14 protein-coding genes are annotated in these 14,602 nt (G+C 65.5%); 7 read left to right on the top strand and 7 right to left on the bottom strand.

What is annotated here, in order from left to right; genetic code table 11:
- Window positions 1-5: 5 nt before the first annotated feature.
- The 6 genes from ACNEOT_RS00070 to ACNEOT_RS00045 form a co-directional block, all read right to left on the bottom strand.
- Window positions 6-1,256, bottom strand: coding sequence for an APC family permease (locus tag ACNEOT_RS00070; protein ID WP_415971130.1), 1,251 nt, complete (start codon window positions 1,254-1,256; stop codon window positions 6-8).
- A 339-nt stretch (window positions 1,257-1,595) separates the two neighbouring features.
- A complete protein-coding gene (nhaA, locus tag ACNEOT_RS00065; RefSeq protein WP_415971128.1) occupies window positions 1,596-2,906 on the bottom strand; it encodes a Na+/H+ antiporter NhaA in 1,311 nt (436 codons plus the stop codon).
- A gap of 150 nt (window positions 2,907-3,056) precedes the next feature.
- A complete protein-coding gene (locus tag ACNEOT_RS00060; RefSeq protein ID WP_415971126.1) occupies window positions 3,057-3,449 on the bottom strand; it encodes a DUF3054 domain-containing protein in 393 nt (130 codons plus the stop codon).
- Window positions 3,450-3,523: 74 nt separating this feature from the next.
- Window positions 3,524-4,075, bottom strand: a complete 552-nt coding sequence (locus ACNEOT_RS00055; RefSeq protein WP_415971124.1) for a YceI family protein — start codon at window positions 4,073-4,075, stop codon at window positions 3,524-3,526.
- Between the two features lie 112 nt (window positions 4,076-4,187).
- Complete coding sequence (locus tag ACNEOT_RS00050) at window positions 4,188-5,318, bottom strand: flippase-like domain-containing protein (RefSeq protein WP_415971123.1); 1,131 nt, start codon at window positions 5,316-5,318, stop codon at window positions 4,188-4,190.
- 9 nt (window positions 5,319-5,327) lie between these two features.
- Window positions 5,328-6,803 carry an adenylate/guanylate cyclase domain-containing protein gene (locus tag ACNEOT_RS00045; protein WP_415973600.1) on the bottom strand — a complete coding sequence of 492 codons (1,476 nt, stop codon included), beginning with the start codon at window positions 6,801-6,803 and terminating at the stop codon, window positions 5,328-5,330.
- 142 nt (window positions 6,804-6,945) lie between these two features.
- On the opposite strand from ACNEOT_RS00045, the gene ACNEOT_RS00040 reads away from it, so the two are divergent.
- From ACNEOT_RS00040 to ACNEOT_RS00025, 4 genes are read left to right on the top strand one after another with little or no spacing between them, the layout of a single operon-like run.
- Window positions 6,946-8,139 carry an AI-2E family transporter gene (locus ACNEOT_RS00040; RefSeq protein ID WP_415973599.1) on the top strand — a complete coding sequence of 398 codons (1,194 nt, stop codon included), beginning with the start codon at window positions 6,946-6,948 and terminating at the stop codon, window positions 8,137-8,139.
- On the top strand, window positions 8,126-9,295 hold the full coding sequence (gene macS / locus ACNEOT_RS00035) for a MacS family sensor histidine kinase (RefSeq protein WP_415971122.1): 1,170 nt from the start codon (window positions 8,126-8,128) through the stop codon (window positions 9,293-9,295). Before ACNEOT_RS00040 ends, macS begins: the two co-directional genes overlap by 14 nt.
- Before the next feature lie 29 nt (window positions 9,296-9,324).
- Window positions 9,325-9,951 (top strand): response regulator, encoded by a 627-nt coding sequence (locus tag ACNEOT_RS00030; protein ID WP_415973598.1) that lies wholly within the window; start codon window positions 9,325-9,327, stop codon window positions 9,949-9,951.
- A gap of 37 nt (window positions 9,952-9,988) precedes the next feature.
- Window positions 9,989-10,210: an autophagy-related protein 2 gene (locus ACNEOT_RS00025; RefSeq protein WP_415971120.1), complete on the top strand. Its 222-nt coding sequence runs from the start codon at window positions 9,989-9,991 to the stop codon at window positions 10,208-10,210.
- A gap of 2 nt (window positions 10,211-10,212) precedes the next feature.
- Here ACNEOT_RS00025 and ACNEOT_RS00020 read toward each other — a convergent pair whose 3' ends face one another.
- Entirely contained in the window at window positions 10,213-10,602 is a 390-nt protein-coding gene (locus ACNEOT_RS00020) for a MarR family transcriptional regulator (protein WP_415971118.1), read from the bottom strand.
- Window positions 10,603-10,711: 109 nt separating this feature from the next.
- On the opposite strand from ACNEOT_RS00020, the gene ACNEOT_RS00015 reads away from it, so the two are divergent.
- From ACNEOT_RS00015 to ACNEOT_RS00005, 3 genes are all read left to right on the top strand, one after another.
- Window positions 10,712-11,824 (top strand): glycosyltransferase, encoded by a 1,113-nt coding sequence (locus tag ACNEOT_RS00015; protein WP_415971116.1) that lies wholly within the window; start codon window positions 10,712-10,714, stop codon window positions 11,822-11,824.
- Window positions 11,825-11,845: 21 nt separating this feature from the next.
- Window positions 11,846-12,484, top strand: coding sequence for a DUF1707 domain-containing protein (locus ACNEOT_RS00010; protein WP_415971114.1), 639 nt, complete (start codon window positions 11,846-11,848; stop codon window positions 12,482-12,484).
- 75 nt (window positions 12,485-12,559) lie between these two features.
- A complete protein-coding gene (locus tag ACNEOT_RS00005) occupies window positions 12,560-14,440 on the top strand; it encodes a DUF2339 domain-containing protein (protein ID WP_415971112.1) in 1,881 nt (626 codons plus the stop codon).
- The last annotated feature ends 162 nt before the right edge of the window (window positions 14,441-14,602 follow it).

The raw sequence follows: 14,602 nt of genomic DNA, 5'->3' as shown, positions 1-14,602 counted from the left end.
CCGAATCAGGCGTCAAGTGAACGGTTGGTGCGCATCAGTCGGTAGCCGACACCGAGTACGACCACGACGGTTCCGACGGCGATGGACGACACCGGCAACGTCGCGATCAGCACCACGCATCCGATGCCGCCGACGATCTGCAGGGCCCGCGGGTAGCGGCGATGCTCGGCCTCCTGGGTGTACGCGCTGATGTTGGCGACCAGGTAGTACAGCAATACCCCGAACGAGGAGAACCCGATGGCATCACGCAGATCGACCAGCAGAACCAGCACGCAGACGACCAGTGCCAGGGTGATCTCGGCGCGGTGCGGAACCGAGTAGCGCGGGTGCACCACCGTCAGGTACGACGGCAGGTCGTGATGGCGGGCCATCGCCAGAGAGGTGCGTCCGATCCCGGCGATGAGCGCGAGCAACGCCCCGAGCGCTGCCAGACCCGCGCCGATGCGCATCATCGGCGACGCCCACGAATGTCCCGACGCCAGTACGAGATCGACGAGTGGGGCCGACGACGACGCAAGCAGTTCCGGACCGAGGACCGCCAGCAGGGTCGACGCAACCACCGCGTAGACCAGCAACGCGATGCCGAGGGCGGAGACGATGGCGCGCGGAATGGTGCGCTCGGGCCGGATGACCTCCTCGCCGAGTGTGGCGATGCGTGCGTAGCCCGCGAATGCGAAGAACAACAAACCGGCTGACTGCAGAATGCCGTACCAGCCGTGATCGGTGGCGGATGCGAGGTTGTCGAGGCCCGCACCCGTGGAGCCGGTGAGGCCGAGGATCACTCCGACGAGGAGGACGGCGAGAACCGCGGTGACCAGGATTTTGGTCAACCAAGCAGTGCGCGTGATTCCGAAGTAGTTCACCGTGGTCAGCAGCGCAATGGCAAGCACGGCAACGAGTTCGGTGTATCGGGCAGGTGCGACGTAGGCCGCGAACACCAGCGCCATGGCCGCCGAACTGGCAGTCTTGCCGATCACGAAAGTCCATCCCGCGAGAAAGCCGGGCCATGCGCCGAGCCGCTCGCGACCGTAGATGTAAGTGCCGCCCGACGTCGGATACTGGGCGGCGAGCTGGGCCGAGGATGTTGCGTTGCAGAACGCGACCGTTGCCGCGACGGCCAGACCGATGAGCAGGCCGGTACCTGCGACCGCCGACGCGGGAGCGAACGACGCGAACACCCCGGCCCCGACCATCGAACCGACTCCGATGACGACGGCGTCGAACAGCCCGAGTCGACGGGCCAGCGGCTGTGTCATGCGCGACACCGGTTCTCGATCACGGCGACAACAGTAAAGGTTTTACGGCTCTGACGACGGGGCGCGGGAAGAGAAGACCCCGCCCCTCTCTCGCTGGATGCGAGTCAGCGCGGAGGTCGGTTGGGGGTCGCTGCCGGCTGCTGCAACTGTGTGTGTGTGGGGGGGGGGGGGGGCGGTCAGAGAACGTCGGGGTCCTGCGCCAGTGCTCGGCGCATGGCGTGTTCGCTGACGGTGCGGATGACGTCGCGTTCGCTGGAGGTGATGAGCTTCGACTTGCTGACGGTGCTGTACATCGTCCAGCCGAGACATGTTCTCGACAGCTGTTCCCGTTCGGTCCTGTTACTTCTGATACACGTCCGGGATTCCGTCGTGATCGTCGTCGCGGGTTTCTTCGATGTAGATGTCCCGGTAGGCCTTGTTGCGGCTGCGCAGGATGACGGCGGCCAACGAGGCAGCGATGATCGAACCGGCGAGTACGCCCACCTTGACGTGGTCGTCGCGCTCGGTTCCCGCACCGAAGGCCAGATCGCCGATGAGCAGCGACACCGTGAATCCGATACCCGCGAGCATGGCCACGCCGAAGACGTCGAGCCATTTCAGTCCAGCGTCGAGGGTCGCTCGGGTGAAGCGCGAGACCAGGTAGGTGGTGCCGAAGATGCCGATGGCCTTGCCGAACACCAGACCGGCGATGATGCCGAGTGCGATGGGGTCGGTCAACGCGCTGCGTAGACCCGAAAACCCCCCGACGGTCACGCCGGCAGCGCAGAAGGCGAACAGCGGCACGGCAATACCCGCGGAGATGGGCCGAATCTTGTGCTCGAAGTGTTCGGCCAGACCGGGGCCCGCGTCCGGACCGCCGGCTGCCTTGCTGCGCAGGACCGGGACGGCGAAGCCGAGCAGAACGCCTGCGACAGTGGCGTGTACGCCCGATTCGTGCATCAGCACCCACGTCACCACCGCCAGCGGGATGAGGATCCACCACAACCGAACGCGCAGTTGGACGGCGACCGCGAAGAGCGCGAGCGGAATCAGCGTCAGGCCGAGGGCGAGGAAGTTGATGTCGTCGGTGTAGAAGATTGCGATGACGGTGACGGCCAGGAGATCGTCCACCACGGCCAATGTAAGGAGGAAGGTTCGCAGCGCAGTGGGAAGGTGAGTGCTGATCACGGCGAGAACGGCGACGGCGAACGCGATATCGGTGGCAGTCGGGATTGCCCAGCCGAGCAGTGCGCCGTCACCCGTGCCGAGGTTGATGAGCACGAAAATGATTGCCGGAACTGCCATTCCGCCGATTGCCGCGGCTACGGGTAAGGCCGCGCGAGCGGGTTCGCGCAGGTCTCCGGCGACGAATTCTCGTTTGAGTTCGAGTCCGACGACGAAGAAGAAGATGGCCAGCAAGCCGTCGGCGGCCCATGTCGACAGCGTCAGGTCGAGGTGCAACGCAGATGGCCCGACGCGGGTGCTCATCAACGAGTCGTAGGCAGCGGACCATGGGGAGTTGGCCCAGATCAACGCAACGAGGGTAGCGACGAGAAGCAGTGCGCCACCGACAGTTTCTTTCCGAAGGATCTGCGCGACGCGGTCTGCCTCGGACCACGATCCGCGGGAGAACAGCGGTAGCCGAGTGGGGGGAGTCGGTGAATTCGTCATCAGGGCAACGCCTTTCGGTAGCTTCGTAAGTGCTACGCGAACCGGCCCGATCGACCGGCAAGTGCGCAGCACAGAACTGTTGCCGACCAGACTTCCCGGCGCACCGCAGATCAGCCTATCGCGCCGAGGCTATTTTCGACGAACTCGCCGTCACCGAACGCTGGGAACGAATTTCGCGAGCGCGCGCCAACCCAGCAGTAGAACTGCGGTGGCCACGGTTGCGACGACGATGAAGGACCCGGCAGTTCCTTGTCCCGTCAGCGCACGAAGCACCATGCCGACGGCAACCGTGCTCACCCACACCACCATGCCCGTCGGGACGATGAGGAACGCGTCGAATTTGTTGCGGTACAAAGCGAACGCAACCACCCAACCGATGGCGCCGCCGACGACGAACGGCCAGGCGGTGTGGAACAGACCCGACAGTGCGGTGGCCTCGGCGTGACTGCGACGACCGATCGCGGCGAACAGAACGACCATGATCAGGTCGATGACGGCAGCAACTGCGGGAGAGCGAAACTTCACGCGCCCCACTGTAGACATCGCGACGAAAATCGGGTGCAACCAACCGCGCATAGCGCGGTCGATTGCACCCGATTTCAAGTCTTGCGGACTGCTTACGCCTGGAGTCCTGCTTCGATTTCCAGGTTCAGGGTGATCTTGTCGCCGACGACAGCGCCGCCGCCTTCGAGGGGCATGTCGATGCTGATGCCGAAGTCCTTGCGGTTGATGACGGTGCTGGCCTCGAAGCCCGCGACGGGTCCGTTGCCCATGCCGGCGTTGACGCCGTTGAACTCGAGCTTCAGATCGATGGAGTTGGTGACGCCGTGGAGGGTGAAGTCACCGGTGACGACGAAGTCTCCGCCGTCGGCCTTGACCGAGGTGGACTTGAACGTTGCGGTGGGGAACTTCTCGACCTCGAAGAAGTCGGCGGTCTTGAGGTGTCCGTCGCGCTGCGCGTTGTCGGTGGTGATCGAGGTGACGTCGATCTCGGCGTCGACGGCGGGGGTGCCGTCGGCTGCAACGGTGATGGAGCCGCTGAAGTTCTGGAAACGACCGCGGACCTTGCTGACAACCAGGTGGCGGACGGTGAATCCGACGGTGGAGTGGGCTGCGTCGATGGCCCAGGTGCCTGCGGTGAGCTCGGGAAGTGCGATGGCGGTGGTCATGGTGTCTCCTAGTTGCTTGAAGTTTCAATGCTCATCGTACACAAGCGGACCAGGGTCCGTATATATTCCGGATGAACAGAAAGTGACGGACGCCATAGCCCGCAGCCAGTCGCTACGCGGGTTCCGGGTCGCCCTTCGCGTCGCGAATGTCCTCGGTGCGCTGCACATCGGCGGTCTCCTGCCGCTCCAACGCAATATCGAATTCGAGATCGGCGTGCTGATGTTTGCGGAACAGCACGAGAAACACGATCCATCCGACCACGGCGACGAGGATGAAGCTGACGCCGCGGTACACCAGCGCCGATGCGACGGCCTGCGATGCGGTGATCGAGGCCGCACTGGTGAGGAAGGCGATGAGGGTGGCGTCGACGACGACCAATCCGCCGGGCGCGAGGGGAACGGATCCGACGGCTTTGCCTGCCGCGAACGCGATCAGCAACCCCGACAGTCGTGGATCTGCGCCGACGGCGAAGCACGCGAACGCCAGGCAGGCGACATCCGCCAGTCGGTGCACGGCGGACCATGACAGGGTGAGCGCGCCGTCACGCTTGCCGAGCTGGACGGATTGAATCTGGCCGATGATCTTGTCGATGCCCTCGGCACCGGCGTCGAGCTCGTGATTGCGTAACGAGTTGTACTTCCGCAATCCCCAGCGCGCGATGTTCTTGATCGACTCGGGATGATCGGAGATGTAGCGGACGGCGACCACGATGGCGATGACGCCGGCAATGGGCAGTAAGACGGTGAACGTATTGAACGAGCCACCGACGATCAGTCCGCCTGCCACCCCGAGGACGGCGAGTCCTGCCGCGGCGATCACTCCGGAGATCGCCAGCTGCCACGAGGCGACGACGGGGCTAGCTCCCCAGCGACGCGTCTCTCGGTACGTGAACGCCGTCGAGAACACCTGGCCTGCGGGGAGGGTGAGCGACATAGCGGTACTGCCGTAGATGACGGCCACGGACTTGCGCTGGCGAACCTTGACTCCGCCTGCGTCGAGCAGTTGCTTCTGCACTCTGCCGAACGCGCTCAACGACACCGCTTGCGCGAACACGCACGCCGCCAGCCAACCCCAGTGGATTTCGCGGACGGCGGTCCAGGATTCGTGCAACCGCGGCCACAGGTAGATCGCCTCGCCCACCAGCAGCGCGACCAGAGCGATTCCGGCGATCCATTTGACCCAGCGGAGCCGGTTTCGCGGACGCCGCAGCGCGGGTCCGCTGGCGGAGCTGGGGTCGGGCACCCTGTCAGACTAACCGTCGCTCGAGGAGGAGTCGGGATACTCCACTGGCCATGCCAGGTGGGTGGCCCGTCGTCGACCACGCAGTTGAACCTGATCCCCCAGCTCCCACTGTTCCTGTTCCTCGTCCTCGGCGAAGTACAGGGCGGAGGTCGACGCCAGGACGCGTCCGGGACGCAGTTTCGCCAGCTCGGTCAGTCGCGATGCCTCGTTGACCGGGTCTCCGATGACCGTGTACTCGAAGCGTTCCGACGCGCCGATGTTGCCGGCCACGGCCAGGCCTGCAGAAACGCCGATACCGATGTCGAGGCCGGTGATCTCGTCGAGGGCGAACCGCAGCTCACGCGCGGCAGCGAGCGCGGCGGTCGGTGCATCGGGACGGTCGAGTGGGGCACCGAAGATTGCGAGGGCCGCGTCGCCCATGAACTTGTTGACGAACCCGTGATGACGCCCGACGACGTCGACGACCACCCGGAAGAACTCGTTGAGCAACACCACGACCTCGCTCGGCGGGCGCTCGGAGGCGGTGGCGGTGGAGCCGACCATGTCGACGAACAGCACTGCGACGAATCGTGTTTCCCCGCCGAGTTCGGTTCCGAACTGCAATGCTCGACGCGCCACGTCCTCACCGACGTGCTGCCCGAACAACTCTCGCAGGACGCGTCGTTCGGCCGATTCCTCCATCATTCGGTTGAATCCCACCTGGAGGCGACCGATCTCGGAGCCGTCGAACACATCCACCTCGACGTCCGTCTCGCCGCGCTGGACGCGTTCGATGGCGCTGTGCAGCTGGCTGATGGGGTCGGAGATCTGGCTCGCGGTGAGCATCGACAGTACGAATGCCTGAACGATGGCCAGCACGCTGAGCAGGATGATCGCCACGGCGAGCGCGTTGGGGGAGAACACCAGATCGGTGGTCAGCTGAGTGGCGCACAGCAGGATGATGCCGATGACGGGCATCAACGTGCCCAGGCCCCAGGTCATGGCCATGCGGGTGCCGACGCCTGGCGTCATGGTGCGGTCGAATCGGCCCTCGCTCAGGGCCAACGCCGCCACCGGTCGCAGAATGCGCTCGCCGAGCATGTAGGTGAATCCGAACGTGACGGTGGCTGCCATGCCCACGGTGACGATGACGGCAATCGAGAGCGACGGCATCTCCGCGATGGTCAGCAGCACGAAGATGATGCCGCCGATGATCCACAGGATCAGATGCACGATCGCTTGACGCAACGGTGCGTGCAGCGTCGTCATCTGCTCCTTGCGGGTGGGTGGGCCACCGCGGAGCTGCCACCTGATCACCGAGCGAAGGAGGATGTACGCGTAGATCAGGCTGACCACGAGGGCCACACCCAGATAGGCCCCGAAGATGTAGACGTTGCGGACCCGGTCGGCGACGATCGATTCGGATTCGGGGATGGGCAGGCCGTAGCGCACGAAGGCGAACACGAGCACTGCGCCGAAGACATTGGCGATGAGCATCGAGAGCATGTACAGCGGCCAGCGACTCTTCAGGGTGAGCGAGACCGCTCGGAAAGATGCCAGCACAGGTTAAATTTAGCGGGTGAGCACCGACGAGTTGCGGGCGCAAGGTACGGGGGCGTCCCCGGGCCCCACTTCGGCTGCGGATTCGGTGCATCCGCTCGTGCGGGTCGGGGCGGAATGGACGTGGCGACTACTGGTCCTGTTCGCCGGATTCATCACGTTTGCCTACGTGGTCGCCAAGCTCAGCACCGTCGTCATTCCGCTGGGTCTGGCGCTGTTGGCGTCGGCTCTGCTCGTGCCGATCGTCGACTGGATGCAGCGCCGAGGAGTGCCTCGCGTCGCCGCGGTGATCATCGTGATCATCGCCAGCATCGGCGTCGTCGCCGGAATCATGACGTTCATCGTCGAGCAGTTCATCGAAGGCCTGCCCCAGGTGGGCGATCAGTTCACCCAGTCGATCAACGGCATCGAGGAATGGCTCAGCGATGGGCCGCTACACATCAGTGAGGACCAGATTCGGCAGGCGACCGACAATCTGGTCAAGGTCATCCAGGACAACCAGGAAGCCGTCACCAGTGGGGCGCTGACCACGGCGACGGTGATCGGCGAGATACTGACCGGCGCGTTGCTGACGCTGTTCACCCTGATCTTCTTCCTCTACGGGGGCGATCAGATCTGGCAGTTCGTCACCCGACTGGCCCCGACTGCAGCGCGCAAGAAGATTCGCACCGCAGGTATCCAGGGTTTCGGGTCTCTGGTGGGATACGTCCGCGCGACGGTTGCCGTCGCGGCCGCCGATGCCATCGGCATCGGTGCCGGGCTCGCCATTCTCGGTGTACCACTTGCGCTCCCGCTGGCCTCGCTGGTGTTCATCGGTGCGTTCATCCCGATCATCGGTGCGGTGCTGACCGGATTCGTCGCAGTGTTCATCGCGCTGGTCACCAAGGGCCTCATCACCGCGCTCATCACCCTCGGCATCGTGGTGGCCGTCATGCAACTCGAAGGCCATGTGCTGCAACCACTCCTGCTTGGTCGCGCCGTGCGCCTGCATCCGTTGGCGGTGGTGCTGTCCATCACCGTCGGCATCCTGCTGGCCGGCATCGTCGGAGGCCTGCTCGCGGTACCGATCGTCGCCGTTCTCAACACCGCTGTTCGATCGCTGCTGGCCGACGACCCGGACGAGGTCTACGAGGAACTCGAGGTGGCCGACCCTCTGTACTCCGCCGAACCGAGCGACCCACACACTCCTCCCGGGAGCGAGGAGCCGGATCGACTTGCCAAGGGAGAGCTGAAGACTCCCGATCCCGAGACGGTAGGTCCGAAGACCGATGCCGACGGCTGACCGGGTACGGACCACCCTCTCCTCGTCCGATCCCGACACCCCGCTCTGGCGAGCCTCGCAGGCCTTTCGCCTGGTCACGCTCGTCTACGCCATCAGCTACCAGGCAGCGACCGTCGACAATTACACCAACCCGCGGCTGAGTTGGTTCCTCGTCGCCCTGATGGCCGTGTGGTCCGGGGCATCGGCGCTGATGCTCGCGCGCGCGTCGCTTCCGCGCTGGCAGGTTGTCCTTGCCGATCAGATCATCGTCATCGCGCTGATGGCGTCGACGCGACTGGTGGCCGACTACGACTGGTACAGCACCCGCCAAACTCTACCGACCACGCTGTGGGCCACCAATGCCGTCATCTCCGCCGCAATCCTGTTGGGCCCCAGGGGAGGAATCGCGTCCGGAGTGGCGATGTCGGTGGTCAGCGCACTCGTCCGCGACCGCTTCGACACCGACCTGTGGTCCGACGCCACCGCCCCGGTACTGCTCTCGGCCGGGCTGGCACTGGGATTGGCGTCGAACACCGCCCGGCGGGCCCACGAAGAGTTGCGTCGGGCAGCACGATCGGCCGCGATCACCGAAGAACGCGAACGCCTCGCGCGGCAGGTACACGACGGGGTGCTGCAGGTACTGGCCCTGGTTCGGCGGCGTGGTCTCGAAATAGGCGGTCCGGCAGCAGAACTCGCCGAACTGGCCGGCGAACAGGAAGTAGCTCTGCGCGTGCTGATCTCGGAACAGGCAGCCCCGCGGGGTGATCACACCGGCTCGATAGTCGACGTCCGGGCACTGTTGCGCACTCAGGCGGGCACGGCGATCTCCGTCTCGACGCCCGCCGATCCGGTACTCGTCGAATCCGATGTGGCCGAGGAACTCGCCGCTGTCGTGGCGACCGCACTGTCCAATGTCGAACTCCACGCGGGAGCCGGCGCGAAGGCCTACGTGTTGCTCGAGGACGTCGACGGTGAATTGATCGTCAGCATTCGCGACGACGGCCGGGGAATTCCGGCCGGACGGCTTGCCGCCGCCGAAGCCGAAGGCCGGATGGGCGTCTCGAAATCGATACTCGGCCGCGTCGAATCTCTCGGTGGTACTGCGATACTCGACACCGACGAGGGGGAGGGTACCGAATGGGAGATTCGAATTCCGCGAACGAAAGGACCGGCATGATCGAAGACTCGAATGCCGAGATCGCGGTCATGGTCGTCGACGATCATCCGATGTGGCGAGACGGCGTGGCCCGGGATCTCGACGCCGCAGGCTTCAAGGTCGTCGCCACCGCAGACGGCGTCGCCGCTGCCGGCCGCCGTGCCCGTGCGACCACGCCCGACGTCGTACTGATGGACATGCACCTGCCCGACGGGAACGGAGCCGACGCCACCGTCGTCGTCCTCGAGGCGTCGCCGCAGAGCAAGATCCTGGTGCTCTCGGCGTCCGCCGAACGCAGTGACGTGCTCGACGCCATCAAGGCGGGCGCGACCGGTTACCTTGTCAAGAGTGCATCGGCCGAGGAACTGTTCGACGCCGTCCGCGCTACGGCGGCCGGGCAGGCGGTGTTCACTCCGGGCCTGGCAGGACTGGTGCTCGGCGAGTTCCGGCGGATGTCGTCCTCACCGGAACCGGAATCCGACGCGCGCCCCACGCTGACGGACCGGGAAACCGAAGTGCTGCGACTGGTGGCAAAGGGCCTGAGCGCCAAGCAGATTGCGACGCGACTGACGCTCAGTCACCGCACCGTCGAAAATCACGTGCAGGCAACGCTGCGAAAATTGCAGCTGGCCAACCGCGTCGAACTGACCCGGTACGCCATCGAAAAGGGGCTGTGAGGGTTTGCGTCGGGTGCCGAGGGGCACTCTGCATCCTATGACCGACAACGAAAATGCAGTGGACACCACCGTCGACCCGGCGAAACACTCGAAGGGCGTCGACGCCGACCTCGACCAGACCGGGGCCGAACGCGCCGAGGCGATCGACGAGTTCGACGGCCATCTCGACGGATCGGGCGAGGAGTCCTCGCTCACGACTCCCGAGCCGACCGACGTCGCCGACAAGTCCGAGCAGAAGACCGTCACCCGGTCCGAGTAGCGCTACCGACTGCACAACCTGCCGAGCGCGAACTTGGCGACCGGCAGGTAAGGCAGCACCAGCGGCAACGGACCGTCGATCGTCAACCACGCCCTCGTACCGTTCGGCCGTGAGACGACGCCGTGCGTCAAGTCGACGCCGATGGCCTGATTCTGGAACCACGCCGACCACGCCCACGTCCACGAACGCTCGTCGACCGAATGCACCCGGAAGTCGATCGGCACGCCGAGTGGTCCCAGCACTCGCCCGGTGGTGTCGCCGTCCAGGCGCTCGCCGCGATACTCGACGCCGATGATCTGCGGTGCCCAGGTTCGCCAGGCCGTCGGTTCCATGTAACGCTCCCAGACCTCGGGAGCGGGGGCGTTGCCGGTGGATTGCAGTGTCACTCGCATCTGCCCCGTCTACCCGCTGGTAGCGATCTCCACACAGAATTCCGCGAAGGTTCGGCCGCCATCCATCACCACGCCGTCCGATGGACTCTCGGCTGGGAAGACTGATCGAGTGCGCATCGTCCAACTCGCCAACTTCTACGGACCGCGGTCCGGCGGCTTGCGGACGGCTGTCGACCAGCTCGGATCGGGGTACGTGGCGGGCGGGCACGAGGTCACTCTGATTGTGCCGGGCGATCGATGGAGCGAGACGATGTTGCCGTCGGGAGTGGTACGCATCGAGGTGCCTGCACCACAGATCCCGTTCACCGGCGGTTACCGGGTGGCCGATCCGCGTCGGGTGTCCTCGGTTGCGGCCGGGCTACGGCCGGACGTGATCGAAGTGTCGGATCGGCTCACCCTGCGCGGGATGGGCACCTGGGCCGCGCGTCGGGACGTTCGCAGCGTGATGATCTCCCACGAACGCCTGGACCGTCTGCTCGCTCAAACGATGCCGATGCGGTGTGCCCGCGCGATGGCCGACCTCGCCAACCGTCGCACCGCCGATTCGTACGACGCCGTCGTGTGCACCACGGAGTTCGCGCAACAGGAATTCGACAGGATCGGCGTGCGCAACGTCCATCGAGTGCCGCTCGGTGTGGATCTCGACCTGTTCCATCCGCGTCGACGTATCGTCGGCGAGCGATCCGCGTGGATGGGCAGTGCCGATCGCCTGCTCGTGCACTGCGGGCGGCTCTCGGTGGAGAAACACGTCGAGAGAAGTATCGATTCGCTTGCTGCGCTGTGTGATTCGGGTATGCAGGCGCGGCTGATCATCGCCGGCGACGGCCCCCGCCGAGCCAGCCTCGAACGACGCGCCCGCGGCCTCCCCATCGATTTCCTCGGCTTCGTCGACGGGCGGGCGGCCGTCGCCGCCCTACTGGCCTCGGCAGACATCGCCCTCGCACCCGGTCCACACGAAACGTTCGGGCTCGCCGCGCTGGAATCGCTCGCAGCAGGCACCCCCGTCGTCGTCTCCGAGACCTCGGCACTGGCGCAGATCGTCACCCCGCACTGTGGCGGATCCTCGAAGAACACCGTCGACGGATTCGCCGCGGAGATTCAGCGGGTACTCGAACTTCCGGTCGACGGCCGCCGCATCGCCGCAAGGTTGCGCGCCGAAGAATTCGGATGGCCCGCGTCGGTGTCCGGAATGCTCTCCGTTCTGGGCGGGCGCGCAGCCTGAGATCTTCGCTACCCTGGACCCATGGAGGCAAGGGATCTGCGAGTGTCCGATGCCGAGCGCGAACACGTCGGAGAACTGCTGCAACGCGCAGTAGGGCAGGGCATGCTGTCGCTCGGCGAGTTCACCGAGCGCATGGACACCGCATTGGCGTCGAAAACCCGCGGTGAGCTGAACTCCGTGCTCGCCGATCTGCCCGGGATGCAGATCGCCGAGGAGCATCGCCCGTCACCGAAAGCGACTCCGCACCCGGTACCGCGCCGCGTGGTGCAAGAACATTGGGGGCACGGCGGCGGTTCGTCGGACACACTGCGCGGCAGCATGTCCACCATTACCCGCAAGGGGCCGTGGAACGTACCCGCGAGCCTGCGCGTCTCCACCCGCATGTCCACGGTGACACTCGACTTCACTCAGGCCGTCATGTCCACCCAGGTGGTCGAAATACACGTCGACGACTACTGCAGCACCGTGACTCTGATCGTGCCCACCGAAGCAACCGTCGACCTCAACGGCGTCGACACGGTGGCGGGCAGCGCCACCAACAAGGTTCGTACCGGTCCGCCCTACGGCCCGCTGCATCTCGTGGTCTCGGGCAAGGTCCGCCTGGGCTCGGTGACCGCCAAGCATCCGTTCGGTAGCTCGTTCCGCCGAATGTTCGGTTAGGGCGGCTGTTCTACTCGAGAGATCCGAGTAGCACTACTCACGCATTTCGGCGGCGATGCTCGCAGTATCTAACCCATGACTTCTTCCCAGAACTCCGGGCTGGATCCGCAACTCGTTGCGCGACTGTCCAGCCGCTTCGATTCGTTGGGCGACCACATGCGTCAGGTGGCCGTCGATCTGCAGACGCTGCAGTCACAACTCGGTGCCGCGAATGCTGCCCCGGCTCCGACGCGGCAGGTGACGGCTCCTGCCGCCCCGCCCATCGCGGCGCCGCAGCTTCCACCTCAGCCCTACGGCCAGCCGTTCGGCCACCAGATGGGTCACCAGACGGTTCGGCCCCAGCCTGCCGAGCCCTACCCCACACGACCCAGGGGGCCGGTCGTCGCACCTCGGCCTCCGGCTCCGCCGCGCGAGCCGTGGTGGCAGCGGGACGGGGTCATCAGTCGCCTGCTGGCCGTCGCCGGCGCGGGCGTCACCCTCGTCGGCGTCGTGATGCTGCTGGTGCTCGCCGCGCAGGCCGGGTGGTTCGGTCCTCCGCTGCGCGTCGCGGCGGGCGCGGTGTTCTCGCTCGCGCTGATCGGTGCGGGTGTCCGCGTGTTCGGTCGCTCCGGCGGACGCGTCGGCGGAATTGCACTTGCCGCGACCGGCATCGCAGGCCTGTACCTCGATGTGCTCGCGACGTCCGTTCTGTACGGCTGGCTCGACCCCGTGATCGGGCTGATCGCCGCATTCGGAATCGCCGCTGCGGGAACGGCACTCGCCGTGCAATGGAAGTCGCAGCCGATGGCCGTGTTGATTCTGGCCGGGGTCGCCGTGTGTGGCCCGGTGCTGACCGACGGCCTCGACCTGTCGTTGATCGCGTTCTTCATCGCCACCTATGTAGCCAGCTTCCCGGCCCAGATCGGTCGGAATTGGCAGCTGCTGCAGATCGTTCGGACCGTTCCACTCGTCGGTGCGGTGTTGGCCGCGATCGCGAGCGCGGATATGTCCGGGACAACGGGTGATTACCGGCTGCTCCTCGTCGTAGTTCTGGTGGCCGCCCTCGGTATCGGTATGTCGCTGGAACTGTTGCGCCGCAACGTCTCCGACGTGGTTGCGTCCGTCATGTTCGCCCTGGCGTCGCTGCCGGTCCTGGTGTCCGCAGACGTATTCGATCGTTGGACGACCGTCACCGTTCAGCTGGTTCTTGCTGCCGCGGCCCTGGCGATCGTGATCCTGGTGAGCTGGTTGCCGGGACACGCTCGCATCACCGTCGCGGTGATCGGCGCCTTGGCGACGCTGCAGGCCGCAGTCGAGTCGACGACTCTCGAGATTCGCCCGGTCGTGTTGTTCGCCGTCGCCCTGGCTCTGATCGCGGTCGCCCACAGCACTCGCTCGACACTTGCATACGCGATCGGCAGCGGATTCGGTGTCATCGGCGCGCTGATGTTCGTCTCGGTCAGTCCGCCCAGGACGCTGCTGGACTCCGATTACGCCGTCGGCAGCGTCGGCATTGCCCTCGGTGGAATCCTGCTCGCAGCAACGGCATTCGGCTTCGCCTACGTTCTGGCCGAACTGAAACTGGTCGACGACGGACTGCAGACCCTCGCCATCGTCTCCGGCGTGCTCGCGCTCTACGGCCTGACGGCCGCAACAGTGAACCTCGGCGCCGGAATCGGCGGCGAAACAACTGGATTCACGGCGGGTCACACCGCGGCGACCATCGAGTGGATGATCGCAGCCTTCGCGCTCCTGGCCTTCGGACTGCGCAGCGTCACCCATGCGCATCTGGCCTTGCTGGCCGGCCTGTCCTTGACCGCCGCGGCCATCGCCAAACTGTTCCTGTTCGACCTCGTGGCCCTGGACGGACTGTTCCGCGTCATCGCCTTCATCGCAGTGGGCCTGTTGCTCCTGATCGCGGGTACCCGATACGCCAAGGTGTTCGCGGACCGAGAGAGTGCGGCTGTTTCCTCCTGACCCCTGCTGCGTCAATGGACCATTGCACACGTCTCGGCAGTTTCAAGTGATGGTTGCAACACAGCTCCTGACCTGAGGAGATGTGGAGCAGATGTCTCGACGTGTCATCCCGAACCGAGCAGAGGTAGTCGCTAGGTTCCATGCCATGCGAGATTCGGGCGC

This window comes from Rhodococcus sp. 077-4 (assembly GCF_047782425.1).
Taxonomy (GTDB): Bacteria; Actinomycetota; Actinomycetes; order Mycobacteriales; family Mycobacteriaceae; genus Rhodococcoides.
The sequence above is the reverse complement of the archived record's forward strand: the minus strand, read 5'-3'. Positions and strand labels throughout refer to the sequence as shown.

Coding starts and splice junctions, on each gene's coding strand:
- ACNEOT_RS00070 (WP_415971130.1), bottom strand. CDS start 1,256: ATGACACAGCCGCTGGCCCGTCGACTCGGGCTGTTCGACGCCGTCGTC.
- macS (WP_415971122.1), top strand. CDS start 8,126: ATGCCGACGGCTGACCGGGTACGGACCACCCTCTCCTCGTCCGATCCC.
- nhaA (WP_415971128.1), bottom strand. CDS start 2,906: ATGACGAATTCACCGACTCCCCCCACTCGGCTACCGCTGTTCTCCCGC.
- ACNEOT_RS00010 (WP_415971114.1), top strand. CDS start 11,846: ATGGAGGCAAGGGATCTGCGAGTGTCCGATGCCGAGCGCGAACACGTC.
- ACNEOT_RS00020 (WP_415971118.1), bottom strand. CDS start 10,602: ATGCGAGTGACACTGCAATCCACCGGCAACGCCCCCGCTCCCGAGGTC.
- ACNEOT_RS00055 (WP_415971124.1), bottom strand. CDS start 4,075: ATGACCACCGCCATCGCACTTCCCGAGCTCACCGCAGGCACCTGGGCC.
- ACNEOT_RS00005 (WP_415971112.1), top strand. CDS start 12,560: ATGACTTCTTCCCAGAACTCCGGGCTGGATCCGCAACTCGTTGCGCGA.
- ACNEOT_RS00025 (WP_415971120.1), top strand. CDS start 9,989: ATGACCGACAACGAAAATGCAGTGGACACCACCGTCGACCCGGCGAAA.
- ACNEOT_RS00045 (WP_415973600.1), bottom strand. CDS start 6,803: ATGCTCTCGATGCTCATCGCCAATGTCTTCGGCGCAGTGCTCGTGTTC.
- ACNEOT_RS00060 (WP_415971126.1), bottom strand. CDS start 3,449: ATGTCTACAGTGGGGCGCGTGAAGTTTCGCTCTCCCGCAGTTGCTGCC.
- ACNEOT_RS00030 (WP_415973598.1), top strand. CDS start 9,325: ATGGTCGTCGACGATCATCCGATGTGGCGAGACGGCGTGGCCCGGGAT.